The organism is Kribbella soli (genome assembly GCF_004331345.1).
GTDB classification, from domain to species: Bacteria; Actinomycetota; Actinomycetes; order Propionibacteriales; family Kribbellaceae; genus Kribbella; species Kribbella soli.
Genome location: NZ_SJJZ01000002.1, coordinates 570776 through 594846, shown reverse-complemented (window position 1 = coordinate 594846; position 24071 = coordinate 570776). Strand labels below are relative to the sequence as shown.

Sequence of the window (24071 nt, the reverse complement as noted above, 5' to 3'; positions counted from 1 at the left end):
TCGGGGCATGATCATCGCTGTGGACGGGCCGAGCGGCTCCGGTAAGTCGAGCACCGCCCGTGGAGTGGCCACCCGCCTCGGCCTGCGGTACCTGGACACCGGTGCGACGTACCGCGCGGTGACCTGGTCGGCCGTCGATCGCGGGCTGGACCTGGACGACACGGCGGCGGTCGCGCAGCGTGCGCGGGAGCTCGAGTTGGAGGTCAGCACCGATCCGAGCAACCAGTTCGTGATCGCCGACGGGACCGACGTCACGGCCGCGATCCGGGAGCCGCGGATCAGCGAGGTGGTGTCGAAGATCGCCACCAACCTGGACGTCCGCAAGGAGCTGATCCGGCGGCAGCGAGCCGTCATCGACGCCGCGCAGTCGAGCGGCGGGATCGTGGTCGAGGGCCGTGACATCGCCACCGTGGTCGCCACCGACGCCGAGCTCAAGGTCCACTTGACCGCCGACCAGGACGCCCGGATGTCCCGGCGGGCAGCCGAGCTCGAGTCCGGTTCGGTGACGGCCGAGCAACTCCGGGACCAGATCGTCCGCCGCGACGCCGACGACGCCACCGTTTCGCAGTTCCTGGTTGCCTCCGACGGCGCGGTCACTGTCGACTCCACCCATCTGACCCTGGAGGAGGTCGTCGACGTGATCAGCCGGCTCGCCAAGGAGACCGTCCCTCGAGGCCGGGAGCTATGACGGCTGAAGTCACCGGGCACAAGGACCTGCCCCGGACTGACGATCTACCTGCACTGCCGTACCGGTTCGCGCTTCCGCTGCGAAGGCTGGCGAGGCCGTACTTCCGCCGCAAGTACAAACTGACCGTGCACCACGAGGACCGGTTCCCGCTGACCGGTCCGCTGCTGATGGCGCCGAACCACCTGAGTCTGCTGGACGGCCCGCTGCTCGGGGCGATCGCGCCGCGGATGCTGCACCAGCTCGGCAAGATCGAGGTGTTCGGCGGTCTCCAGGGGGCGATCCTGCGCCGGACCGGTCAGATCCCGGTCGACCGGTCGACGTACGACGTACTCGCCGTCCGGCAGTCGATCAAGGTACTGCGCGACGGCCGGGTGCTGAACATCTACCCGGAGGGCACCCGCGGCCCCGGCGACTTCAGCCGGATCCGGACCGGAGTGGCGTACCTGGCGATGGTGACCGGGGCGCCGATCCTGCCCGTCGCGCTGATGGGGACGCGGCTGCCAGGGGGCGACGTGGAGGGCTTTCCGCCGGCCGGGAGCCGGATCGACGTGGTGTACGGCGAGCCTTTCGCCGTCGAGCGCGTACCCTTTCCCAGGAGACACTCCGACGTACAGGCGGTCGCCGACCGGATCGGCGACGTGCTGCGCGCCCATGTGAAGGCGGCCGTCGACGAAACCGGCCACCCGCTTCCGGGCTGGCGAGACCAGAAGGACCCCGATGACTGACCTGCCCACCGAACTACCGACGCACGACCGGGAGGACACCGGCCCGCTGCCGGTGCTCGCGATCGTCGGGCGGCCGAACGTGGGCAAGTCCACGCTGGTCAACCGCATCATCGGCCGCCGCGAGGCGGTCGTCGAGGACACCCCGGGCGTCACCCGGGACCGCGTGTCGTACGACGCCAACTGGGCCGGCCGCGAGTTCACGGTCGTCGACACCGGCGGCTGGGACCCGGACGCGGTCGGCATGGCCGCTCTGGTCGCCGCCCAGGCCGAGGTCGCGATCAACGCCGCCGACGCGGTGCTGTTCGTGGTCGACGCCGTGGTCGGCATCACGGACGCGGACGAGGCGGTCGTCCGGGTGCTGCGGAAGTCCGGCAAACCCGTCGTACTGGCCGCGAACAAGGTCGACGACCAGCGCATCGAGTCCGAGGCGATGAACCTGTGGAGCCTCGGCATCGGTGAGCCGTTCCCGGTGTCCGGCATGCACGGCCGCGGTACGGGCGACCTGCTGGACGCCGTACTCGAGGCCCTTCCGGAGGCACCGGCGGAGCGCGACGGCGAGCTGGGCGGACCGCGCCGGGTCGCGATCGTCGGCAAGCCGAACGTGGGCAAGTCCTCGCTGCTCAACAAGGTCGCCAAGGAGGACCGGGTCGTCGTGAGCGACGTCGCCGGTACGACGGTGGACCCGGTCGACGAACTGATCACGCTCGGCGGCCAGGAGTGGCGGTTCATCGACACCGCGGGCATCCGGCGCAAGGTGAAGAACGTCCAGGGGCACGAGTACTACGCCTCGCTACGGACCAACGCCGCGATCGAGCGGGCCGAGGTCGTCGTGGTCGTCATCGATGCCTCGGAGTCGCTGACGGAGCAGGACCTCCGGATCATGAACGCGGTCGAGGAAGCCGGCAAGGCGCTCGTGATCGCGTACAACAAGTGGGACCTGATGGACGAGGAGCGGCGCTACTACCTGGAGCGCGAGATCGACCGCGACCTGGTGCAGTTCCGCTGGGCGCCGCGGGTGAACATCAGTGCGCTCACTGGCTGGCACATGGACAAACTGGTGCCCGCCATCGAGGCCGCGCTCGAGGGCTGGCAGACCCGGGTCCCCACCGGGCAGCTGAACGCGTTCCTCGGCCGCCTGGTCGCCGCCCACCCGCACCCGGTCCGCTCGGGCAAGCAGCCGAAGATCCTGTTCGGCACCCAGGCCACCACGATGCCCCCGACCTTCGCCATCTTCACCTCCGGCCAGATCGAGCCGTCGTACCAGCGCTTCATCGAACGCCGTCTCCGCGAGGACTTCGGCTTCGTCGGCAGCCCCGTCCACGTCCAGATCCGAGCCCGCCAAAAGAACAAGAAACGCTGACCGAACCCTGTAAGAACCACCCGGTTGGATGGGGTATGGTTTACCCCGGTCCGCTTCGAGGAGCGGGTTCCGGGCTGTGGCCTAGTCAGGTAAGGCGCTTGTCTGGGGGACAAGAGATCCCGAGTTCAAATCTCGGCAGCCCGACCCAAAGAGGGGCACCGATTTGTCGGTGCCCCTCTTTACGTTTGTCCTCATGGCGAACACCGAGAACCGACGGACCTGGACCGATGCCCAACTGTCCGAGGCGATCGAGAGCAATCCGTCCTGGCGGGCGGTCGCTCGTGCACTGGGGTTGAAGGAGACCTCCACAGCAGCGATCAAGCGGCACGCACTGCGCCTCGAGCTGGACACGTCGCACTTCACGGGACAGCGGCGCTGGTCTGATCAGCGGCTCCGCGAGGCCGTGGCGAGCGCGAGCTGCTGGGCGGACGTGATCGTCGAACTCGGCATTGTCGACAACGGAGCAGAGCGGGTGCGGATCAAGGGTCATGCCGTCCGACTGGGCTTGGACTGCACGCATCTGAAGTCGCCGCTGGCCCAGCCGGCACCGATCGAGGTCTTCGACCAGCCGGTCCGGCCCGAGATGCTTCGATATTCGGCAGCTGCGCTGGCGATGGCGTGGTTCACCTTGCGCGGATGTGCCGTTGCACTGCCAATCGAGCCTCAGGAATATGACCTGCTGGTCACGACGCCCGACGGCGTCCAGCGCGTGCAAGTGAAGTCCTGTGCAGCGCCAACCAAGCGCGGCTACTGGCATGTCGGTATCGGTCGGCGTCCGTACGTGCTCGACAAGACAGCGGGGAAGATGCCCTACGACCCTGACTCGATCGACCTGTTCTTCATCGTTCTCGGTGACGGCAGCATCTACGTCATACCGAGTGCCGTGCTCGCGGGCCGCACGAGCATCTCGGCTGCGAACTACACGCCGTACCGGGTGGGCGATGCGTCGAGTTTGCTGGGTGGGGCGCCTGTTGCGATGGACGCCCCACGTCCGGTGTCAGCGTACGCTCGCGAGTTCCTTGGGATCCGGGGTCTCGTCGACCCGCAGGGTTTCGCCTTCGATGTCTACCCGGGGAGTGAGGCGGTCTAGCCACTTCGGGAACCACCAGGCTCGGTCGCCGAGGAGGCTGAGGATGGCGGGGACGAGGGTCATGCGGACCACGAAGGCGTCGATCAGGACGCCGATGGTGAGGCCGAAGCCGATCGCCTTGATGATCGGGTCCTCGACGAGGATGAAGCCGGCGAAGACCGACGCCATGATCAGGGCCGCGGCGGTGACGACGCGGGCGCCGTGGCCGAGGCCCTGGACGGTCGCGTCGTTCGCGTGCCGGCCGTGCACGAACTCCTCCCGCACCCGGGACACGATGAACACCTCGTAGTCCATCGCCAGCCCGAACAGGATGCCCATCATGATGATCGGCAGGAAGCTCACCAGCGGGCCGGGGGAGTCGATCCCGACCAGGCTCGCCAGATGCCCTTCCTGGAACACCGCGATCGTGATCCCGAACGTCGCCCCGATCGTCAGCACGAACCCGAGCGTCGCCTTCAACGGCACCAGCACGGACCGGAACGCCAGCAGCAACAGCAGGAACGACAGCCCGATCACGACGAACAGGTACGTCGGCAACGCGTCGGACAACTTGTTCGACACATCGACCCCGACCGCCGTGTTCCCGGTCACGGAGATACTCGCGTCGCCGGTGGCGAGCGGCTGCACCGCGGACCGCAGGTTCTTCACGAGATCAGCGGTTTCCTCGCTGGCCGGTCCGCTCTTCGGGATCACCTGCAGCAACCGCGTCGTACCGTCCTGACTCGCCGCGGCCGGCTGTGCCGCAACCACATCCGGAAGACCCTGCGCCTTGCCCAGCACCTGCTGCACCAGCGCGTTGGACGTGGCCGCGTCGTTGCTCTTCACAACAACCACGAGCGGCCCGTTGGCGCCCGGCCCGAACGCCGCGGCCGTCAGGTCGTACGCGACCCGCTGGTTGCTTCCGGCCGCCGCCGAAGCACCGTCCGGCAGCGCGAGCTGCATGTCCTTCGCCGGGATCGCCAGCAAGCCCAACCCGACGATGCCGACAGCAACGATCGGCACCCGCAACCGGGTGACCAGCCGACCCCAACGGAAGCCGAAGCCTTCGACAGGTGCGGCCGCAGCCGGCGCCTTGCGCAGCTTCCGCGGCAGCACCCGGTTGCCCACGAACCCGAGTAACGCCGGCAGCAACGTCAACGCCACCAGTACTGCGGTCAGCACGGTCGCCGCCGCGGCCAGGCCCATCGCGGTCAGGAACGGTACGCCGACCACGGACAAGCCGGCGAGCGCGATCACCACGGTCGCGCCGGCGAACAACACCGCCGACCCGGCCGTCGCAGTAGCTCGAGCGACGGACTCCGCCGGATCCATTCCCTCGCCCAGCTGCGACCGGTGCCGCGAGCTGATGAACAGCGAGTAGTCGATCCCCACCGCGAGCCCGAGCATCAGCGCCAGGATCGGCGCCGTCGACGACACGTCGGTGAACGCGGTCACGATGAACAACCCGGCCATCCCGGCCAGTACGCCGAGGAGCGCCGTCACCAGCGTCATGCCGGCCGCCACGAGCGATCCGAACGTGACGACGAGTACGACGGCCGCGACCGCGACACCGAGCACCTCGGTCGCACCGATCTCCGGGACTCCGGCCTTGATCTGTCCGCCCGGCACCACCTGGAGATCACCCGAGCTGAGTCCGCTCAGTCCGTCGTACCCGTCGCTGCTCTCGTGTGACAGCTCGTCGGCCGGCTTGTCGAACTGGACGCTGATCAATCCCGTCGTACCGTCCGGGCTGATCGCCTTGCTGGTGAACGGGTCGATCGCCGCGATCACCTCGGGCACCTTCGCGACCTTGGCGACGGTGGCGCCGACGGCGGCCTTCACGGTCGGGTCGGCGAGCGTCTTGCCGTCGGGCGCCTTCACCACGACCGTGGCGGACGCGCCGCTGGCGGCCGGCAGCTCCTGCTTGAGCGCGTCGAGCGCGCGCTGCGATTCGGTGCCCGGGATCGAGAACGTGTTCGCGGTCTTGCCGCCCAGCGTCAGCGCACCGACACCCAGGACGACGAGGAACAGCGCCCACAGCGCGGCGACCAGGCGCCTGCGCTGGTAGGAGAACCGGCCGAGCCGGTACAGCAGATTGGCCATCGTGAAGAGCGTCCGTTCAGATCGGTACGGCGTACGGGCAGAAGTGATCGCCCCGTGGCGGCGGGGAGTCGGGTTCGGTGCTCAGGCGCGGCGGAGGAGTCTCCGCAGGGCGATGTCGCAGAGCTTTCGGAGGTCGTCGTCGGTGCGTTCGTGCGCGTGCCGGCACTCGCCGAGGAGGCCGTTGATGGCGAACTTCGCCAGGTCCCGCTCGAGTGGGTCGTCGGAACCGGCCAGGTAGTCGGACAGCTGCATGCCGTCGGAGACCAGCTGCGCGACCTCGGGCATCTGCTCGATCACCGGGAGGATGTCCTGGAGCACGTCGACGACGCCGCGGTGCACGACGGCGAGATCGATGAAGCTCTGGATGGCGAGCTCCTGTGCGTCGGCCCGGGACAGCTCGGCGGCGGCCTTGACGAGCGCGGCCACGTCGGCGGCGGCGGGCTCGAGGACGGCGGCGAGTACGGCGGGCTTGCCGCTGAAGTGGTACAGCACGGTCGCCTTGGAGCAGCCGGCCGCGGTCGCGATGTCCTGCAGTGACGTCGCGTTGTAGCCGCCGGCCTGGAACAGGTCCATCGCCTGACGCACGATCTCGCGCCTGGTCCGCTCCCGCGCCGGGGTGGTAACTGCCATGTCATGCATCATGACTGACCGATCGGCCAGTTTTCAACCGATCGGTCAGTTTTGTGGTCCGCTTCACGCGGTTGTCTTCGGTGTAATGATGTAATTCAGGAGGCGAGAGCTATGGCTGACGAGATTGCCGGGGACGACGTCCTTGATGCCTACTCCCGAGTGGTCTCGGGCGTGGCCGCACACCTGATCCCGCGGGTCGCGAGCCTGCGGATCCACAGCCGGCGGGGCGACTCGTCCGGTTCCGCCGTGGTCCTGACCGGCGACGGCCATCTGCTCACGAACGCGCATGTGGTCGGCGACGGCGTCGAGGCGTCGGCCGAGTTCGCGGACGGTACGACGGCGCAGGCCCGGGTGGTCGGAGTGGACCGGCTGTCCGATCTCGCCGTACTGCGGGCCGACCGGGAGATCCCTGATCCGCCGGAGTACGGCGACGCGGACCTGCTGAAGGTCGGGAACCTGGTGGTTGCCGTCGGCAATCCGCTCGGCCTGGCCGGGAGCGTGACCGCCGGCGTGGTCAGTGCTCTTGGGCGATCCCTGCCGGTCCAGAGTGGCTCAGCTCAGCGCATCATCGAGGACGTGATCCAGACCGACGCCGCGCTGAACCCGGGCAACTCCGGCGGAGCGCTTGCCGACGGCAACGGGCGGGTGATCGGGATCAACACCGCGGTGGCCGGGATCGGGCTGGGCCTGGCCGTCCCGGTCAATCCGACCACGCGGCGGATCATCTTCTCGCTGCTGCACGACGGTCGCGTGCGGCGCGGGTACCTCGGGCTGGTCACCAAGCCCGCGCCACTGCAGCCGGCTCTCGCGCAACGCTTCGACCAGCGCACGGCGCTCCGGGTCGTCGAGGTCATCCCGGCCAGCCCCGCGGCGGCAGCCGGTCTACGGCAGGGCGACCTCGTCCTGGCCGTGAACGGCGTACAGCTTCGAGATGCCCAGTCGTTGCAGCGTCAGTTGTTCGAGGACGCGATCGCCCGCCGTACCGAGCTCACCGCGATCCGGAACAACGCGCTCGTCGACGTGATCGCGTATCCGGCCGAACTCAGCGATTGAGCCCGGCGTGCAGCAGGACGCAGGTGCCGGGTTTCAGAGGCGCGTTCGGGAAGGTGAAGTCGCGGGTGACCTCGCTGAACCCGAAGCGCCGGGTGAGATCGAGAATGGCGCCGTTGGCGAGATTGACGAAGGTGTAGATCTCGTCGGCGCGCTCGGTGGTCCAGCGCATCCGGTCCTGCGTGAGTAGGTCGCCGATGCCGTGGCGGCGCCACTCGCTCGAGACGATCAGCCCGATCAGGTAGTACCCGTCCGGAGCCGTCGTGGGCGGGTCGGCGGGGGAGGCCTGGTGCCGGATCACCGCGCCGTACCCGACGACTTCACCGTTGATCTCGGCGACCGCCGTGTAGCGATCGGGGTTCTGGAGATCCGCCTCCAGGCGGCTCCGCCGCTCGTCGACCGGGCCGCCGGTCCGCGTCACGATCAGCTCGGCGCAGGTCGTGAGATCCGCGTCCACGGCCGGGCGCACCAGGACGTCGACTGCTTGCCGGGCGGCCCCGGGCTGATATTCCGCGAAGCCGGTCATGCAGGCATCCTAGGATCGGCCGCGTGGACGAACTCATGCGGCAGGTCGACGAACTGTACGAGCGGGCGGTCTTCAACGGCGAGTACGACGGTCTGCCCGACGCGGACCGCGCGCTGGACGCGGTCGAGGCGCGGCTGCTCCTGCAACGTGGGCGGATCCTGCACTGCCGCTTCCTCGAGTCGCGCGTCGAGCCGCCGGACGAGCTGGCGTACTTCGAGCGCGCGGCGGACCTGTTCCGCGGCGTCGGCGACGAGCGCGGCGAGGCCGAGGCCCAGTTCTGGATCGGCTGCTTCCACCAGGTCGTCCGCGACGACAACCCGACGGCCGTCCCCTTTCTTACCAACGCCGCCGACCTGTCCCGCAAGACCGGCGACCAACTCACCCTGTCCTACGCCCTCCGCCACCTGGGCATCGCCGCCCACATGGCGGGCGACTACGTCGAGGCCCGCGAGCTGTTGGAGGAGTCCACAGCACTCCGCCGTACCCTCAACTTCACTCCGGGCGTCGCAGCAAACCTCGTCGGCCTCGTCTACCTGGCAATCGCCCAGGACCGTCCCGAGGATGCTCGGCGGCTGGCCGACGAGGCCGCCGAACTGGCGGCCTCGGTCGGCGCGGTGCCGATCATCGACCAGATCGAGGGCGCCCGCTCACGCATCTCAGGGTGATCGGAGCTCGTTCGCGGCGACGCGCAGGTCCCGCCAGTCGGTGACCGCGAGCCAGGCGCCATGCACCAGATTCTGGATGCTTCCACCCGCAACCAGGAGCAGGTCGTCGAGGATCTCGTCGGAGAACGTCGGCTCGTTGTAGCAGTCGTGCCAGGCGAGCTCGGTGAGTTCTATCAGTTCGAGCGCCACCGTCGCGTTGCGACCGAACTCTTGCTGGAAGCGCGCCCGGCGTGCCTCTCGACGTTGGTCGCGTCCGACTACCATCCGCGTTCGCGCCACACAGGGACGTTGGGGCGCTCGGTGCCGAGGGTGGTGTCGGAGCCGTGGCCGGGGTAGACCCAGGTCTCGTCGGGGAGGTCGCCGAAGAGTTTGGTCTCGACGTCGTTCAGGAGCGAGGTGAAGCGCTCGGCGTCACCCTGGGTGTTGCCGACGCCGCCGGGGAACAGCGAGTCGCCGGTGAACAGGTGCGGTGCGCCGTCGGGGTCGTCGTACACCAGTGCGATCGAGCCGGGCGTGTGGCCGACGAGGTGGATGACGCGGAGGCTGCATTGACCGACGGCGATGTGGTCCCCGTCGTCGACGAGCTGGTCGGTGGGGACCGGGATGCCCTCGGCGTCGTACCGGCCGGCGACCGTGGTGGCGCCGGTGCGGGCGACGACGGCGGCCAGCGCCTCCCAGTGGTCCTGGTGGCGGTGCGTGGTGATCACCCGCGCGAGGCCGCCGTCACCGATCAGCCGGAGCAGCGTGTCCGCTTCGTTCGCGGCGTCGATCAGCACCTGCTCGTCGGTCTGCCGGCAGCGCAGCAGGTACGCGTTGTTGTCCATCGGCCCGACCGCGACCTTGGTGATCATCAAGTGGGCCAACTCGTGGGTCTGCGCTGCCCCGCCGACCTTCACGTTCCCGTGGTACTCCGGCATGTTGCCTCTCCCTGATCTCGGTGACACGCCGATCCTCGCACCTCCGGACCACCGGCGCAGCGACCACCCTCGGCGATCGAATATACTTTCGAAACGGCCTCCGGATCCGGCGGCGGAAGTTTTTGTCGGTGGGCCTCGTTAGCATGACCGGGCAAGTCGGAGAACCACCTGGAACCCCTCGAGAACGGCTGAGAGTAGAGCTTGTGTCTGACCGTCTGATCGTGCGCGGAGCGCGTGAGCACAACCTGAAAGACGTCTCGGTCGACCTGCCGCGGGACGCCATGATCGTCTTCACCGGCCTCTCCGGGTCCGGGAAGTCCAGCCTGGCCTTCGACACGATCTTCGCCGAGGGCCAGCGGCGGTACGTCGAGTCGCTGTCGGCGTACGCACGGCAGTTCCTCGGCCAGATGGACAAGCCGGACGTCGACTTCATCGAGGGCCTGTCACCGGCCGTCTCGATCGACCAGAAGTCCACCTCGCGGAACCCGCGGTCCACCGTCGGCACGATCACCGAGGTGTACGACTACCTCCGGCTGCTGTTCGCCCGCGCCGGACGCCCGCACTGCCCGGAGTGCGGCGAGCCGATCGCGCGCCAGACCCCGCAGCAGATCGTCGACCGCGTGCTCGAGCTGGAGGAGGGCACCCGGTTCCAGGTGCTCGCACCGGTCGTCCGCGGCCGCAAGGGCGAGTATCTGGACCTGTTCCGCCAGCTGACCGGTCAAGGCCTGTCCCGGGCCCGGGTCGACGGCGAGACGATCCAGCTCACCGACCCACCGAAGCTCGACAAGCAGAAGAAGCACAACATCGAGGTGGTCGTCGACCGGCTCGCGGTGAAGAGCTCCGCCAAGCAGCGGCTGACCGACTCGGTCGAGACCGCGCTCGGTCTGGCCAGCGGGCTGCTCGTGCTGGACTTCGTCGACCTCCCGGAGGACGACCCGCACCGCGAGCGCCGGTTCTCCGAGAAGCTCGCCTGCCCGAACGATCACCCGCTCGCGATCGACGAGCTCGAGCCGCGGTCGTTCTCGTTCAACTCGCCGTACGGCGCCTGTCCGGTGTGCGTCGGTCTCGGGACCCGGATGGAGGTCGACCCGGAGCTCCTGGTTCCGGACCCGTCGAAGTCGCTCGACGAGGGCGCGATCCAGCCGTGGTCCGGGCAGAACGTCTCGCAGTACTTCGAGCGCCTGCTGGACGCGCTGGCGAAGGACCTGAAGTTCAAGACCAGCACACCGTTCGGTGAGCTGCCGGCGAAGGCGAAGAAGGCGCTGCTCACCGGCCACGACAAGCAGGTCCACGTCTCGTACCAGAACCGCTACGGCCGCGAGCGGTCGTACTACACGAGCTTCGAAGGCGTCATCCCGTACGTCGAGCGACGGCACGCGGAGGCGTCGAGCGACACCGGGCGGGAGCGCTTCGAGGAGTACATGCGCGAGGTGCCGTGCCTGGCCTGCAACGGCGCGCGGCTGAAGCCGATCTCGCTCGCGGTCACCCTCGGCGGGAAGAACATCGCGGAGATCAGTGCGATGTCGATCGACGAGGTGCACGGCTTCCTGTCACAGATGGAGCTGAGCCCGCGCGAGAAGCAGATCGCGGAGCGCGTAGTCAAGGAGATCGGCGAGCGGCTGCGGTTCCTGCTCGACGTCGGCCTGGACTACCTGGCGCTGAGCCGGCCGGCGGGTTCGCTGTCCGGCGGCGAGGCGCAGCGGATCCGGCTGGCGACGCAGATCGGCTCGGGTCTGGTCGGCGTGCTGTACGTGCTCGACGAGCCGTCGATCGGCCTGCACCAGCGCGACAACCGGCGGTTGATCGAGACGCTCGTCCGGCTGAAAGATCTGGGCAACACGCTGATCGTCGTCGAGCACGACGAGGACACCATCGACCACGCGGACTGGGTCGTCGACATCGGCCCGGGCGCCGGTGAGCACGGCGGCCAGGTCGTCGTGTCCGGCACGGTCGAGGACCTGCGCAACCACCCGGACTCGATCACCGGCGCCTACATCTCCGGCCGCCGGGAGATCCCGATCCCGGACGTCCGGCGGCCGCTCACCGAGGGCCGCGAACTGACCGTGTACGGCGCCCGCCAGAACAACCTGAAGGATCTCGACGTCACCATCCCGCTCGGGGTGTTCGTCGCGGTCACCGGAGTGTCCGGCTCGGGCAAGTCGACGCTGGTGAACGACATCCTCTACACGTCGCTGGCGCGGCAGATCTACGGCGCCCGCGCGGTGCCCGGGCGGCACACGAAGATCTCCGGGATGGAGCTCGTCGACAAGGTCATCCACGTCGACCAGTCGCCGATCGGCCGGACGCCGCGATCCAACCCGGCGACGTACACCGGCGTGTGGGACCACATCCGCAAGCTGTTCGCGGACACGCCCGAGGCGAAGGTCCGCGGATACCAGCAGGGCCGTTTCTCGTTCAACGTCAAGGGCGGCCGCTGCGAGGCCTGCTCGGGTGACGGCACGCTGAAGATCGAGATGAACTTCCTGCCGGACGTGTACGTGCCGTGCGAGGTGTGCCACGGCGCCCGGTACAACCGCGAGACGCTCGAGGTGCACTACAAGAGCAAGACCGTCGCGGATGTGCTGGACATGCCGATCGAGGAGGCGGCCGAGTTCTTCGCGGCGATCCCGGCGATCTCGCGGCACCTGAAGACACTGGTCGAGGTCGGCCTCGGGTACGTCCGGCTCGGGCAGCCGGCGCCGACGCTGTCCGGCGGTGAGGCGCAGCGCGTCAAGCTGGCGTCCGAGCTGCAGCGGCGGTCGACGGGGCGCACGGTGTACGTGCTGGACGAGCCGACGACCGGTCTGCACTTCGAGGACATCCGCAAGCTGCTCGGCGTCCTCAACGGCCTGGTGGACAAGGGCAACTCGGTGCTGGTCATCGAGCACAACCTCGACGTCATCAAGACGGCTGACTGGCTGATCGACCTCGGTCCCGACGGCGGGCGTCGGGGCGGCACCCTGGTTGCCGAAGGTACGCCGGAGGAGGTCGCGGCCAACCCCGCGTCGTACACCGGCCAGTTCCTCGCCGAGATCCTTGCCGGCCGCGCCGCCAAGCCGAGCGCCAAGAAGGCCGCCGCGAAGTCAGCACCCGTGAAGTCGGCACCGGCGAAGAAGGCGGCCGTCAAGAAGACCGCTGCCGCGAAGAAGACAGCGGCCAAGACGACGACGGCCAAGAAGACTGCGCAGAAGGTTGCGCCCGCGAAGAAGACGACCGCCAGGAAGCGCGTCGCCGGCTGACCGGCGACTCAGCGGCGGAAGAGTTGCTGCCAGAGGTGCCGGACCCAGGTGCGACGCGGTGACGGCAGCAACGCCGCCGGCAACATGACTGCCGGCGGCTTCGCGAGCGTGACCGGCACCTGAACCATGCGGTCGCCCTGCAACCAGTACAGGTCGGGGCTGCACTGGTCCGGCGCATCGCGATAGGTGTCGGCGACGTACTGCGCCAACCGGTCCGCGGCCTGCTGCCCCGCATCGGCGGCGCAGAACGCGACAGTGCTCAACCTCGGCACGCCGACCAGCACGCCCAGACCGATGGAGGCCTGGGGCAACAACTTCTCGCGGTCCACGATCGCCATCGACACGAGCGGATCGTCGTCCCTGGCGAGCACCGAGAAGCCGTCGTGCTCGACCGGCCGCAGGTCCGAGATGTGCTCCAGCGTCAACTGCACCGGCGACGGTACGTCGGGATCGCCGAGCCCCAGCATGGAGCGCCGTACGACGGTCAGCCGGCGGAAGTCCGCACCGGTGCCGACGAACACCACGACCTCGAAATGGTCACCGAACGGGATCAACGCGTCCGCCACCGGACCGGAGGTTCGCGCCGACCAGCCGCGCTGCAGCAGCATCGCGCGCTGGCGGACCGCGACGTCGCCGAACCGATGTTCCTCCGTGGCCAGCTCGCCCTCCGCGACGACCGCGCGCAGCCACGCCTCGATCTGCTCGGCCCACAGTTGCTGGGGGAGCTGACGGCACCGTTCGATGATCTCGCCGAGACCGACCACGGCCGACATCTGCAGCGAGCCGCGGCCCCAGCCGACCTCGACCGTACGTTCGGCGGTGTCGACGACGCACCCGGGCATCCACATCGGCGCCAGGTCCGCGATCGCCTTCAGAACCGTCGAATCATTCGTCGTACCAGTCATCTCCAGGCCTCTCCCACCCTCCAAAGTGTGCCGCGTGCGGGGTCGACGCGGACCAGCAGCCCCTGGTGGCCCGCACCGCACGGACCAGAAAGCGAACAGTAAGCGGATGGAAAGCACGGCCTGGTGAACTCGGGGTCGAAGCGTCGCCGTGCGAAGGAGAGAACGTGACCGGACGATGGGACATGGGCCAGGACACCCTGGGCCAGTTGGTGAAGAAGACCTCGACGGGAACCGAAGACCTGGGTGGGCTCGTCAAGCAACTGGTCGCGGCGGCGGAACCGCTGGAAGGAAAGATGAACGGCTCCGGCAAGGCGACGTTCGACTCCTTCAAATCCAATGTCGACAGCATCGCGGCCGACCTGAACGCAGGACTCGCGGCGATCACCGAGGGCCAGGCCGGCATGGATGCCGCCTTCCGCACCGGTGACACCGAGATGGCTGACACCGCCAAGAAGAACCAGGGCGCCGCCGACTTCACCGGCGCCAGGTTCGGAAAGCGCTGAGAGAGGATCCGACGATGGCGAACCGCAACAGCTACGACACCGCTGCCTCCAGCGAGGTTCAAACGACCATCAACAACCTCTCCGGGCGGATCTCCGGCCTGATCGAAGCTCACCGCCAGAACGTCGAGGGCGCGCTGTCGGACGCTTCGGCGAGTGGCGTGACCGAGAGCTACCGCGCCGTCGAGGACAAGTTCAACACCGCGGCCGACGCGACCCTGGCGATCATCGCCTCGCTGAAGGAGACGCTGGTGCAGAACGACGCCACCGCGGCCGCGACGCTGCGGAAGGCGTCGGCCGCCGTCGACGGCATCAGCGGCTGAACCGGCAGACCTGAGGAGCAGCAGTGGATTGGAACATCGACCTCGAGGGCTCGGGCCTGGTCCTCATGCGCACGGCAAATGCGGCGGCGCCGTTCAACAAGCTCGCGACGGATTACGGCGAGAGCCTGGCGGCGATCATGGAGGGGCTGAACTACGACATCTTCGCACTGGTGGCGACGGCCGTCGGCGAGTACTCCGAACACTGGGCGCCGACCCTGAACGCGGCGGCGACGCAGGTCGGTGCCTCGCTGACCGGACTGCAGAACGCTCTTCAGGCCTACGTGGACGGGCACGAAGAGATGGCGATGAACGCCCAGTACCAGGCCTCCATCGGATACATCCCCGAGCTTCCCGGGTCCACGGTGACGGACCCGAACGGCGGGGACACCGCGGTATGACCGGCCAGACGGCGGTACCGGACGGGGTCGCCCGGGCGGGCAGGGAGCGCCTCGCCGAGTGGCTGACTGCCCAGGCATCGGAGCGTGAGCTCGGTGCGACACCGGAGCAGTTGGCGGACTGGACGGCGTACCAGGTGGAGGAGTGCCTACTGTTCGTTCCGCCGGGGTACGCCAATCTGATGTTCCTGGTGGCGGATCACGGCATCAGTTCGTTCGCGCCGAGCGAGGAGACGGTTGCCACTGCGATCGCGGCGGCCCGAGCGAGGACCGAACCGGCATGATCAAACCCGAGGGCATCCCGGTCGAGGAAGTGGCCGCGGTCGTCGCGGCGCTCGACGAGAACGTCGCGGAGCTGAGCGGTTTGGGAGGCCACTTCAGCGATCTGGGCAACAGCATCCACAACACGTTCCAGGGGCTGAACGAGGTCTACGAGGCTCCGGAGCGCGAGCTGCTGGTCAGCTCGACGGTGAACATCCAGACCAATCTCACCGAGTTCGGTCCGAGCCTGCCGGCGATGGCGACGCACCTGACCACACTCGCCGACGAGGCGCGTGGCTGGTTGGGGATGCTCGAGAGCCTCCGGGACAGCGCCTACGACTGGCAGGGTCGCAAGGACGCCGACCCGGACTGGCAGAGCGATCAGGCCATGGTCGACGAGATGAACATGCTCGTCGGCATGGTCGAGGTGATCATGACGGACCGGCTCCCCGAGCTGTGCTTCACCGCTGCCAACGAGATCGTCAAGCTGCACGGCGGCAAGACGTGGGATCCGGAGACCGGCGTACGCGACGGCGAGGACCCGCCGGATGCTGAGGACGAGCAGATATCGGAAGAGCCGCCATGGGGGACCACCGAGAACCTGGACAAGCCGTGGTGGCGGGACACGCTCGAGTTTCCGGGGAACGTCGTACTCGGCGTACTCACGGTCGCCGGCGAGACGCTCGAGAGCATTCTGACTCTGGTACCGGTGCTGCCGTTGCTCGGTGAGATCGACGGACTGCGGGAGTGGGCGAAGGACACGCTCAACTACGACATACCGAAATGGGAGGACGCGGGTAACGCGTGGGTCGGGCTGGGCTTCGTCGCGGCGCAGGTCGCGACCGCTCCGATCCAGTTCTCGGAGTGGGTCCAGGAGACCGTCTTCGGCGTGGAACGGACCGAAGACATGAAGGAGTGGACCGAGTCGGGCCTGGACCTGGCCGAGGGCATCGGCAAGAGCTTCGTGGCCTGGGACGAGTGGAAGGAGAACCCGGGCAAGGCGTTCGGGATCACGCTCGCCAACGTGGTGTCGGTCGTGGCGAGCGGTGGTGCGGCCGGTGCTGTCAGGACTGCGGCGATCGCAGGGCGGTTCGGTGCGATGAGCACGACGGTGGCACGGGTTTCCAGGGTCGCCGAGATCGCTCAGAACACGCGGATCGCTCTGCACGACGGTGTTCTCCGCACGGTGACGAAGATTCCGACGGTCGCCGACGTGGTCAACGGGTTGTCGAAGATCCCGGTCTTCGGCGACGGATTCAAGCTGGAGGGCACCCCTCGGGTGGACGTCGAGGTGCCGTCGCCGGATGGTTCGGACTTCACGCACACCCCGGCCGGTCCGGACGCGCCGGTGCGTCCGGCCAACACGGAAGGAGTCGACGTACCCAGCAACACCGACAGATCGAACGTCGACACCCCGTCAACAGCAGAATCCCCGAGCAACCCTGGTACGACGACCCCGGTCACCCACACCGACCCGCCGACCACCACGCCCGCCGACCGCACCACCATCCCCGACCCCCGCACACCAACCCCAACCACCCACACCCCGGAGTCGACGCGGACGCCGGAGTCGACGCGGACGCCGGAGTCGACGCGGACGCCGGAGTCGACGCGGACGCCGGAGTCGACGCGGACGCCGGAGTCGACGCGGACGCCGGAGTCCACCCGGACGCCGGAGTCCACCCGGACGCCCGAGTCCACGCGCACGCCCGACTCGACGCGGACGCCGGAGTCGACGCGTACGCCGGAGTCCACCCGGACGCCGGAGTCGACGCGTACGCCCGAGTCCACGCGCACGCCCGAACCTGCCCGACCCCGGACGCCTGAGTCGACGCGGACGCCTGAGTCCACGCGCACACCTGAGTCGACCCGTACACCTGAGTCGACCCGCACGCCGGAGTCCACGCGTACACCCGAGTCCACGCGCACACCCGAGTCCACGCGCACACCCGAGTCCACGCGCACGACCGAGGGGAAGGCAGGTGGTGGGTATGGGGGTGAGGTGCCGGCTGGGCGGACCGGGGAACCGGTTGTGCCGGGGCATGTTGATGCGCCGCACCGGACCCAGAACAACCCGGCCGGATCCACGAGGACGCCGTACCAGGAGCCGGTGCGGCCGTTCGGGCCGGTGCAGCAGCATCCGTTCGGGCCGCCGCGGCCGGCGGCGCCGCGGCACACGCCGTACGACGCTGCGAACGACCCGAAGTGGGACAACCCGCTGCGTCGGCAGGTCGAGTTGGACAAGGTGAAACCGGAGTACCTGCGTCCGGAACCAGGCAAGCCCCGACCGGAAGTCGACCCGTTTTCGCACCTCCCGCCGGACGTGCGCGATCCGCGCTGGGGTGCCTTGACCGAGGCGGTCGGGAATGCGCCCTTGCGCAACGTGAATGCCTGGAAGGGCCTGGTCAACCCGGACGCCGGGAAGAGCAGGCATTACCTGATGAACTGCCCGGAGACGGGGCGCAACGCCGCCGACATCCTGAACGGTGGCCGCCCGCGGCTCGCTGCCGGGAACACGTTCAAGGCCGGCGAGAACCCGGAAGGCTCGCTCGAGTGGATGGATCTGGCGGACTTCAAGCCGGAGCACAAGCTGGCGGCGCCGAACGGAGCGCGCACTCCGGCCGAGTTCACCGATGGCGCCTACCGGACGCTGTGCGACGCATTGGCCGGCAGGAAGCCAGGCACCCACGCGAATGTCTTCGTGACCTGGGAGTCCGGTAATCCGCGCGTTCCGGGCGGAGGCCACGTCTTCAACGCGTTCGTCGACGAGCGGGGCAAGGTCAAGTTCCTCGACACGCAGCCCCCTGGCGGCAGGCTCGTTGACGCGTTCCCGGACGGCAGTACGGATCCGCGCCCGAACAATCCGTACCGGGACCTGCGTTCCGGGGACCCGATCGACATCAACTCCATGCAGTTCGCGATCCGGGAGCCGGGCGGACGGTGGGAGGGCGTCCCGAGGAGTCCGGACATGCTGCCGGGTTCGCAGTTGCAGTTCCTGCGTCCGCAGACCCCTCTCGGCGACCAGCCCCACGTGCCGGACCCGCACGATCCGAACACCCCGGAGTCGCGTACGCCGGACGCGGAAGACGCCGGTCGCAGCGAATGGGACGACCTGACAGAGCTGGTCCCGCCGTCCGCCCGACCCCCGGAGACGGCATCGCCGGATCCACGCCCGGTGGTCCCCGATGCGCCGTCGGCTCAGCCGCACCGGACGCCGTCACCCGACCCGACGCCGGACCCGACGCCGACGCCGACGCCGACGCCGTCACCGTCACCGCACGCTGAGCCGGTCCACGGCCGAGCTGAGCCGGTCCGCCGTCCGGCTGCTCCCGAGTGGCCGTCGTCGGAGTTGGCCGACCGCTCGTTCCGGGCGTCGCCCCGGGAGGAGGAGGCGTTCAACGCGACGTTGAAGAGCGAGAACCCGCGGATGTCCCAGCATCGCGAGGGCGGTCGGCGGCAGCTCGGAGACGTGATCGACGAGCTGTCGGACGCCGATCTCACGGCGATGGAGAAGATGCTGGGGATAGACCACCAGGACATCAACCAGCGCTTCCGTTCCGGCGATTCGACTGTCGAGCAGAAGCCGCTCGTCCGGGTCGCGACGTCGGCGATGAACAAGCTGCCCGACTACCAGGGCGAGATCCACCGCGGCATCACCTTCGACACGGCGGCGGACCGCGAGGCGTTCCTGAGCCGGTACGAACCCGGTGGTTCGGTGCGGGAACCCGCGTTCCAGCACTCGGCGAAGAGTGAGGCTGATGCCGAAGAGTTCAGTGGCAGCAAGTACTCGGCCGGCCGGGTCGTGGTGCACATCGATGCGCAGCACGGCAAGGACATGTCGTTCCTGGACCGCCCGGGCCGCATCGACGAAGTGATCCACCCGCCGCACACCGAGTTCTATCCGTACGAGAAGTACTTCGACGAAGCGGACCGGATTTGGCATGTGCGCGTCCGTGACCACAGCGGGCCGGTAGATGTCACGGACGGACCGGACCAGGGGAGCGGCAGTGTCAGGTAACTACGGGACGCAGGTCATCGAGTCGGTGGCCGTGCGGCGCCGGCGGCTGCGGGAGGCCTGGCTGTTCGGCGCCGAGCGGACGAAGAACACACTCAACGAGCAGACCGGCAAGGTCTTCGCGAGTGTGCTCATCGGCGCGCTCGCCTGCGCGGGTTGTGCCGGGGTGTCCTACTTCAAGTCGTCGATGGCCGAGGAGGAGCAGCAGAACCGGCCGGCACCGACACCGACACCGTCCGGACCGGTCAGTCTCTCGCCGAAGTCCCCCACGGTGCGGGGCACCGGTCGGCGGAGGAACCCCTAGTGGCAAGCCGGATCGTGCACCGCCCTGCGCGGCGGACTCCTGCTCCCGGGCTGCAGCAGGAACGTGTGATCGAACCTGCGCCGTCGCTCGGTGGTGCCGGCGGAGGTGGTGCCGGCGGTTCGCTGCAGATGTTGCTGCCGATGGTGGGCAGTCTCGGCTCTGTCGCGATGATGACAATGGGCCGGTCGGGCCCCACGGTGATGGTCGGCGTCGGGTTGCTCGGGTTGACGCTGATCGCGTCGCTCGGCGGCATGCTGGCGTCCCGTGGGAAGGGCGGCAAGGATCGCAAGCAGCAGCGGACCCGCTATCTCGAGTACCTCGAGCGGATGCGTAACGAGTTCTCGGCAGCGGAACGCAAGGCCCGCGCACAGGCGCTCGAGCTGAATCCGCCGCCGGACGCACTGATCGACTGCGTCGCGGACGTGTCGCGGTTGTGGGAGCGTCGACGTACCGACAGTGACTTCCTGCAGGCTCGCTGCGGTACCGGCCGGGTGCCGGTAGTCCCGGCGGTGGTCGGCCCAGGCGGATCCGCGATGGAGCCGCCGGACCAGTTCATGACGGCCGAGGCCGAGGCGTTGGTACGGCGGTTCACGCTGATGCCCGACATGCCGTTGACGGTGCCGCTGGACCACGTCGGCAATGTCAGCATCGTCGGCGACCGCGAGGGCGTCGTACGGGTGGCTCGCTCGCTGCTCGTGCAGACCGCGGTGTTCCACGCGCCCGAGGATGTCGCGATCGCGGCCTGCTTCCGGCCGGCTGCCTTGGCGGACTGGCAGTGGATGAACTGGCTGCCGCACGTCGTGGACCAGGACCGCAGGAAAGGTCCGGTGCCGTTTCGCAGGATCGCGGAGACGCCGCAGGAACTGACGAGGCTGCTCGCCGACGACCTGGGCGCGCGGGTCCGGTGGGCGTCCGAGTCGCGCCGTGGATCGGTGGCATTCGAGGATCGGCGCCGGCTGACCAAGAGGTTGCTGGTGCTGCATGACACGTACGGCGACGTTGCTGCTGAGGTGCGCCCTCAGGCCGACGACACGCTGGTACCGGGAGAGCTCGGAGTCACCGTCCTGCACCTGGTCGCCGACCGGGTGCAGGAACCCAGTGCGGTGACGATGCGGATCACGGTCTTCGGCGACGAGGTGCGCGTCGAGGACCTGCGCGGGCAGTACCCGATGGTCGCCGGCGGGCAGGTGGATCGGACGGGGGCCGCGGTCGCGGAGGGCATCGCCCGCGAGCTCGCGTCGTTGCGGCTGTCCGCGGAGTCGCTGGAGGAGGACGCGCAGCGCGGCGACGTCGACTTCATGGCGCTGATCGGGATCAGCGATGTCGCCCAGCTGGACTTCGGCCGGCTGTGGCAGCCGCGTCCGGATCGAGCGTTCCTGCGGGTGCCGCTCGGCGTCGACAGCCACGGCTCCGTCGTCCTGGTCGACCTGAAGGAATCGGCTCAGCTCGGTATGGGCCCACACGGGCTGTGCATCGGTGCGACCGGCTCCGGCAAGTCCGAAGTACTGCGGACGATGGTGATGGCGCTGCAGGCCACGCACTCTCCGGAGGATCTCGCGTTCGTGCTGGTCGACTTCAAGGGCGGCGCGACGTTCGCGCCGTTCGAAGGAGTGCCGCACGTGGCGGGCATCATCACGAACCTGCGCGACGACGCGAGCCTGATCGAGCGTGCGTACAAGAGCCTGGAAGGCGAGGTACTGCGCCGCCAACAGGTGCTCAAGGACGCCGGCAACATCGCCAACATCACCGACTACCGGCTGCTGCGTGCGCAACAACCGGAGTTGGATCCGCTGCCGCACCTGTTCGTCATCATCGACGAGTTCGGCGAGCTGCTCAACGAACGCCCGGACTTCATCGACCTGTTCCTCTCGATCGGCCGGATCGGCCGGTCGATCGGTGTTCACCTGCTGCTGTCCAGTCAGCGGATCGAAGCGGGCAAGCTGCGCGGGCTGGAGACGTACCTGTCCTATCGGCTCGGTCTGCGGACGTTCTCCGAGGAGGAGAGCCGGACGGTGCTGGACACGACCGACGCGTTCCATCTGCCGCCGCTGCCGGGATTCGGCTACCTCAAGGTCGACACGAGCGTCTACCAGCGCTTCAGGGCGGCGTACATCTCCGGGCCGTACGTCGCGGACACCGACGAGACGATCGAGGACGAAGGGACGGACGCCCGTCCGATGGTGCTGCCGCCGTACCAGGTGATCGTGGACGAGGTGCAGGCGCCGGTCGAATCGAAGGCGACCGAGCGTACGACGGGACCGACCGAGCTGACGCTCTTCGTCGACCAGGTACGCCGTGCGGCTGAGCCGGTGCTGAAGATCTGGCTGCCGCCGCTACCGGCCGCATGCACGCTGGATGCGCTGGCGGGCCGCGCTGACTTCGTTGACGGGCGTGGTCTGCAACTGCCCGCGTCGACGCCGCGGATGCAGCCGCCGGTCGGAGTGATCGACGACCCGGGCAATCAGCGCCAGGAGGTGTTCCCGCTCGACCTGACCCGCGCGGGCGGACATGCCGCGATCGTCGGCGGTCCGCAGTCCGGGAAGACGACAGCGTTGCGGACGCTGGCCACCTCGCTGGCTCATACTCACACTCCGCAGGAGGTCGCGATCTATGCGCTCGATCTCGCGGGCGGCGGTATGCAGGCGCTCGAACAACTGCCACACGTCGGCGGGGTCGCGCTGCGCACCGACCGGGAGAAGATCCGGCGGACGGTCGAGGAGATCCGGGGCATGATCGACCACCGCGAGCGTGTGTTCCGCAACCACGCCATCGACACCATGGACGCGCTCCGCGAGGAGCACGCGGCCGGCCGGATCCCCGAACTGCCGACTGCGGACGTTGTCCTGGTGATCGACAACATCGGTGCGATCCGGACCGCGTTCGACGAGCTGGACGGGCCGGTCACCGACATTCTGCAGCGGGGTGGCAACTACGGCGTCCATGTGGTGGCGTCGATGCTGCGGTGGAACGACGTACGGATGCAGAGCCAGTCGCTGTTCGGCACCATGCTCGAGCTGCGGCTGAACGATGCGTCCGACTCGAACATCGACCGACGCCTGCAGGAGGTACTGCGGAAGGCCGGCCCCGGACGGATGCTGGTTCCGGGCAGCAAGCTGTTCGCCCAGTTCGCGTTGCCGCGGGTAGACGGCGTCGCGTCCGACGAGAGGTTGTCGGAGGTCCTTGAAGCCCAGGCGCTGGCGGTGCGGTCCACCTGGCAGGGACCGCGCGCTCCGCAGGTCCGGATCCTGCCGCTGAAGCTGCCGCGGGCCGAGGTCGCCGACGAGGTTCGGCAGCCGGCCGTGCTGCCGATCGGGGTGGACGAGCGGGCGCTGGCACCGGTGTACCTGGATCTGGCCGGCCGGGACAGCAACCTCGTCGTGTTCGGCGACAGCGGTTCGGGCAAGACCAACCTCGTGCGGCTGATCGTGCAGCAGCTGCTCGAGCGGCACACGCCCGATGAGTTGGTGTTCGCGGTGATGGATCCGCGCCGCGGTCTGCGTGACGTCGTACCTCAGGCGTATGTCGGTGGCTATGCGCCGACCGGTCGGGTCGCCGCCGGGCTCGCGGCCGGCGTCGCCGAGGAGCTGGCGAAGCGGATGCCGGACGACACCGGCAAGATTCCGGAGGCCGGTCAGGGCGGGCCGCGGATCGTCGTACTGGCCGACGACTACGACCTGCTGACTACCGGCGGCCAGTCGCCGATGGCCGCGTTCCTTCCGTACGCCGCCTCCGGACGGGACATCAAGTTGCACTTCATCGTGACCCGGCGGGCCGCGGGCGCGTCGCGGCAGATGTACGAGCCGTTCCTGTCAGCGGTCCTGGAGTCCGGAGCGGCCGGGCTGGTGCTGTCCGGCGAACGGAGCGAGGGACAGCTCTTCACGGGTGCATACCCCGGCGACTACCCGCCCGGCCGGGGCTTGTTCGTACGACGGGGCGACGGGCCGCAGCTCGTGCACACCGCGCTGGCCGACCCGGTCACCAACGCAGAAGGAGCAACATGACCTACGACCTGGTCGCTCTCGTCGACGAGCCTCCGTCGACCGAAGACCTCCTGGCGGGCCTTGCCGCCGCGGGGGAGGAGCTGGGTGTCCGCGCAGTGAGCGAGGGCGCCGTCATCCAGCTGTGTGATGACGAGGACCAGCCCTTGGTGTCGATCGAACTGCCGCTGCTGATCCAGGTGCCGGGTGAGGTCGAGCGAATGCTCGGTACGGCGGTCGGCTCGGTCACGACTCCCGCGTGGTGGGTGGAGATCCGCGCGACGGCCCGGGACGGCGCCCGGGAGTTCGCGGAACGCTACGCGACCACTCTGATCAACCGGCTCGGTGGACAGGTCTGGACGTCGGCAGGCGTCCGAACCCTCACCGGCCTGGCAACCACCAGCGAGGGGAGCGAGTGA

At 68.7% G+C, this 24071-nt stretch carries 21 protein-coding genes and 1 tRNA gene; 16 read left to right on the top strand and 6 right to left on the bottom strand.

The window, feature by feature from the left end:
• Positions 1-7: 7 nt before the first annotated feature.
• The 5 genes from cmk (at position 8) to E0H45_RS17010 (ending at position 3863) form a co-directional block, all read left to right on the top strand.
• Complete coding sequence (gene cmk / locus E0H45_RS17030; RefSeq protein WP_131338364.1) at positions 8-688, top strand: (d)CMP kinase; 681 nt, start codon at positions 8-10, stop codon at positions 686-688.
• The gene (locus tag E0H45_RS17025; RefSeq protein ID WP_131338363.1) at positions 685-1413 is read left to right on the top strand and encodes a lysophospholipid acyltransferase family protein; all 729 of its coding nucleotides are present in this window, start codon (positions 685-687) and stop codon (positions 1411-1413) included. The genes cmk and E0H45_RS17025 overlap by 4 nt, the downstream gene beginning before the upstream one ends.
• Complete coding sequence (gene der / locus E0H45_RS17020; RefSeq protein WP_131338361.1) at positions 1406-2773, top strand: ribosome biogenesis GTPase Der; 1368 nt, start codon at positions 1406-1408, stop codon at positions 2771-2773. The genes E0H45_RS17025 and der overlap by 8 nt, the downstream gene beginning before the upstream one ends.
• Before the next feature lie 70 nt (positions 2774-2843).
• Positions 2844-2917: transfer RNA gene (locus E0H45_RS17015), tRNA-Pro, on the top strand.
• Between the two features lie 49 nt (positions 2918-2966).
• Positions 2967-3863 carry a group I intron-associated PD-(D/E)XK endonuclease gene (locus E0H45_RS17010; RefSeq protein ID WP_131338359.1) on the top strand — a complete coding sequence of 299 codons (897 nt, stop codon included), beginning with the start codon at positions 2967-2969 and terminating at the stop codon, positions 3861-3863.
• On the opposite strand, the gene E0H45_RS17005 is transcribed toward E0H45_RS17010, so the two are convergent.
• Entirely contained in the window at positions 3771-5945 is a 2175-nt protein-coding gene (locus E0H45_RS17005) for an MMPL family transporter (RefSeq protein WP_131338357.1), read from the bottom strand. The two genes, E0H45_RS17010 and E0H45_RS17005, sit on opposite strands and share 93 nt — an antisense overlap.
• An 81-nt stretch (positions 5946-6026) precedes the next feature.
• Positions 6027-6575: a TetR/AcrR family transcriptional regulator gene (locus E0H45_RS17000; RefSeq protein ID WP_131338355.1), complete on the bottom strand. Its 549-nt coding sequence runs from the start codon at positions 6573-6575 to the stop codon at positions 6027-6029.
• A gap of 111 nt (positions 6576-6686) precedes the next feature.
• On the opposite strand from E0H45_RS17000, the gene E0H45_RS16995 reads away from it, so the two are divergent.
• On the top strand, positions 6687-7628 hold the full coding sequence (locus E0H45_RS16995; protein WP_131338353.1) for a S1C family serine protease: 942 nt from the start codon (positions 6687-6689) through the stop codon (positions 7626-7628).
• On the opposite strand, the gene E0H45_RS16990 is transcribed toward E0H45_RS16995, so the two are convergent.
• Positions 7618-8151 carry a GNAT family N-acetyltransferase gene (locus tag E0H45_RS16990; protein ID WP_131338351.1) on the bottom strand — a complete coding sequence of 178 codons (534 nt, stop codon included), beginning with the start codon at positions 8149-8151 and terminating at the stop codon, positions 7618-7620. The genes E0H45_RS16995 and E0H45_RS16990 overlap by 11 nt on opposite strands.
• Positions 8152-8174: 23 nt before the next feature.
• On the opposite strand from E0H45_RS16990, the gene E0H45_RS16985 reads away from it, so the two are divergent.
• Positions 8175-8816, top strand: coding sequence for a tetratricopeptide repeat protein (locus E0H45_RS16985; protein ID WP_238155056.1), 642 nt, complete (start codon positions 8175-8177; stop codon positions 8814-8816).
• On the opposite strand, the gene E0H45_RS16980 is transcribed toward E0H45_RS16985, so the two are convergent.
• Both E0H45_RS16980 and E0H45_RS16975 read right to left on the bottom strand, forming a co-directional pair.
• Positions 8808-9080, bottom strand: a complete 273-nt coding sequence (locus tag E0H45_RS16980) for a hypothetical protein (protein WP_131338346.1) — start codon at positions 9078-9080, stop codon at positions 8808-8810. The genes E0H45_RS16985 and E0H45_RS16980 overlap by 9 nt on opposite strands.
• Positions 9074-9733: an MBL fold metallo-hydrolase gene (locus E0H45_RS16975; RefSeq protein WP_131338344.1), complete on the bottom strand. Its 660-nt coding sequence runs from the start codon at positions 9731-9733 to the stop codon at positions 9074-9076. Before E0H45_RS16975 ends, E0H45_RS16980 begins: the two co-directional genes overlap by 7 nt.
• A gap of 203 nt (positions 9734-9936) precedes the next feature.
• On the opposite strand from E0H45_RS16975, the gene uvrA reads away from it, so the two are divergent.
• Complete coding sequence (gene uvrA / locus E0H45_RS16970; RefSeq protein WP_131338342.1) at positions 9937-12972, top strand: excinuclease ABC subunit UvrA; 3036 nt, start codon at positions 9937-9939, stop codon at positions 12970-12972.
• A gap of 8 nt (positions 12973-12980) precedes the next feature.
• On the opposite strand, the gene E0H45_RS16965 is transcribed toward uvrA, so the two are convergent.
• Positions 12981-13877: a hypothetical protein gene (locus E0H45_RS16965; RefSeq protein WP_131338341.1), complete on the bottom strand. Its 897-nt coding sequence runs from the start codon at positions 13875-13877 to the stop codon at positions 12981-12983.
• Positions 13878-14041: 164 nt separating this feature from the next.
• On the opposite strand from E0H45_RS16965, the gene E0H45_RS16960 reads away from it, so the two are divergent.
• From E0H45_RS16960 to E0H45_RS16925, 8 genes are all read left to right on the top strand, one after another.
• Positions 14042-14380: a hypothetical protein gene (locus E0H45_RS16960; protein ID WP_238155055.1), complete on the top strand. Its 339-nt coding sequence runs from the start codon at positions 14042-14044 to the stop codon at positions 14378-14380.
• Positions 14381-14394: 14 nt separating this feature from the next.
• Positions 14395-14700 carry a hypothetical protein gene (locus tag E0H45_RS16955; RefSeq protein ID WP_131338339.1) on the top strand — a complete coding sequence of 102 codons (306 nt, stop codon included), beginning with the start codon at positions 14395-14397 and terminating at the stop codon, positions 14698-14700.
• A gap of 23 nt (positions 14701-14723) precedes the next feature.
• Positions 14724-15098: a DUF6507 family protein gene (locus tag E0H45_RS16950; RefSeq protein ID WP_131338337.1), complete on the top strand. Its 375-nt coding sequence runs from the start codon at positions 14724-14726 to the stop codon at positions 15096-15098.
• Positions 15095-15379 carry a hypothetical protein gene (locus E0H45_RS16945; protein ID WP_131338335.1) on the top strand — a complete coding sequence of 95 codons (285 nt, stop codon included), beginning with the start codon at positions 15095-15097 and terminating at the stop codon, positions 15377-15379. The genes E0H45_RS16950 and E0H45_RS16945 overlap by 4 nt, the downstream gene beginning before the upstream one ends.
• Positions 15376-19374, top strand: coding sequence for a toxin glutamine deamidase domain-containing protein (locus E0H45_RS16940; RefSeq protein WP_131338334.1), 3999 nt, complete (start codon positions 15376-15378; stop codon positions 19372-19374). The genes E0H45_RS16945 and E0H45_RS16940 overlap by 4 nt, the downstream gene beginning before the upstream one ends.
• Complete coding sequence (locus E0H45_RS16935; RefSeq protein ID WP_131338332.1) at positions 19364-19675, top strand: hypothetical protein; 312 nt, start codon at positions 19364-19366, stop codon at positions 19673-19675. Before E0H45_RS16940 ends, E0H45_RS16935 begins: the two co-directional genes overlap by 11 nt.
• A gap of 65 nt (positions 19676-19740) precedes the next feature.
• On the top strand, positions 19741-23676 hold the full coding sequence (gene eccCa / locus E0H45_RS16930) for a type VII secretion protein EccCa (RefSeq protein ID WP_238155054.1): 3936 nt from the start codon (positions 19741-19743) through the stop codon (positions 23674-23676).
• Positions 23673-24071, top strand: a complete 399-nt coding sequence (locus E0H45_RS16925; protein ID WP_131338328.1) for a hypothetical protein — start codon at positions 23673-23675, stop codon at positions 24069-24071. The genes eccCa and E0H45_RS16925 overlap by 4 nt, the downstream gene beginning before the upstream one ends.

Bases quoted from the DNA above. Each gene is read 5' to 3' on its own strand.
- cmk (WP_131338364.1), top strand. From the start codon at position 8: ATGATCATCGCTGTGGACGGGCCGAGCGGCTCCGGTAAGTCGAGCACC.
- E0H45_RS17025 (WP_131338363.1), top strand. From the start codon at position 685: ATGACGGCTGAAGTCACCGGGCACAAGGACCTGCCCCGGACTGACGAT.
- der (WP_131338361.1), top strand. From the start codon at position 1,406: ATGACTGACCTGCCCACCGAACTACCGACGCACGACCGGGAGGACACC.
- E0H45_RS17010 (WP_131338359.1), top strand. From the start codon at position 2,967: ATGGCGAACACCGAGAACCGACGGACCTGGACCGATGCCCAACTGTCC.
- E0H45_RS17005 (WP_131338357.1), bottom strand. From the start codon at position 5,945: ATGGCCAATCTGCTGTACCGGCTCGGCCGGTTCTCCTACCAGCGCAGG.
- E0H45_RS17000 (WP_131338355.1), bottom strand. From the start codon at position 6,575: ATGGCAGTTACCACCCCGGCGCGGGAGCGGACCAGGCGCGAGATCGTG.
- E0H45_RS16995 (WP_131338353.1), top strand. From the start codon at position 6,687: ATGGCTGACGAGATTGCCGGGGACGACGTCCTTGATGCCTACTCCCGA.
- E0H45_RS16990 (WP_131338351.1), bottom strand. From the start codon at position 8,151: ATGACCGGCTTCGCGGAATATCAGCCCGGGGCCGCCCGGCAAGCAGTC.
- E0H45_RS16980 (WP_131338346.1), bottom strand. From the start codon at position 9,080: ATGGTAGTCGGACGCGACCAACGTCGAGAGGCACGCCGGGCGCGCTTC.
- E0H45_RS16975 (WP_131338344.1), bottom strand. From the start codon at position 9,733: ATGCCGGAGTACCACGGGAACGTGAAGGTCGGCGGGGCAGCGCAGACC.
- E0H45_RS16965 (WP_131338341.1), bottom strand. From the start codon at position 13,877: ATGACTGGTACGACGAATGATTCGACGGTTCTGAAGGCGATCGCGGAC.
- E0H45_RS16955 (WP_131338339.1), top strand. From the start codon at position 14,395: ATGGCGAACCGCAACAGCTACGACACCGCTGCCTCCAGCGAGGTTCAA.
- E0H45_RS16945 (WP_131338335.1), top strand. From the start codon at position 15,095: ATGACCGGCCAGACGGCGGTACCGGACGGGGTCGCCCGGGCGGGCAGG.
- E0H45_RS16940 (WP_131338334.1), top strand. From the start codon at position 15,376: ATGATCAAACCCGAGGGCATCCCGGTCGAGGAAGTGGCCGCGGTCGTC.
- E0H45_RS16925 (WP_131338328.1), top strand. From the start codon at position 23,673: ATGACCTACGACCTGGTCGCTCTCGTCGACGAGCCTCCGTCGACCGAA.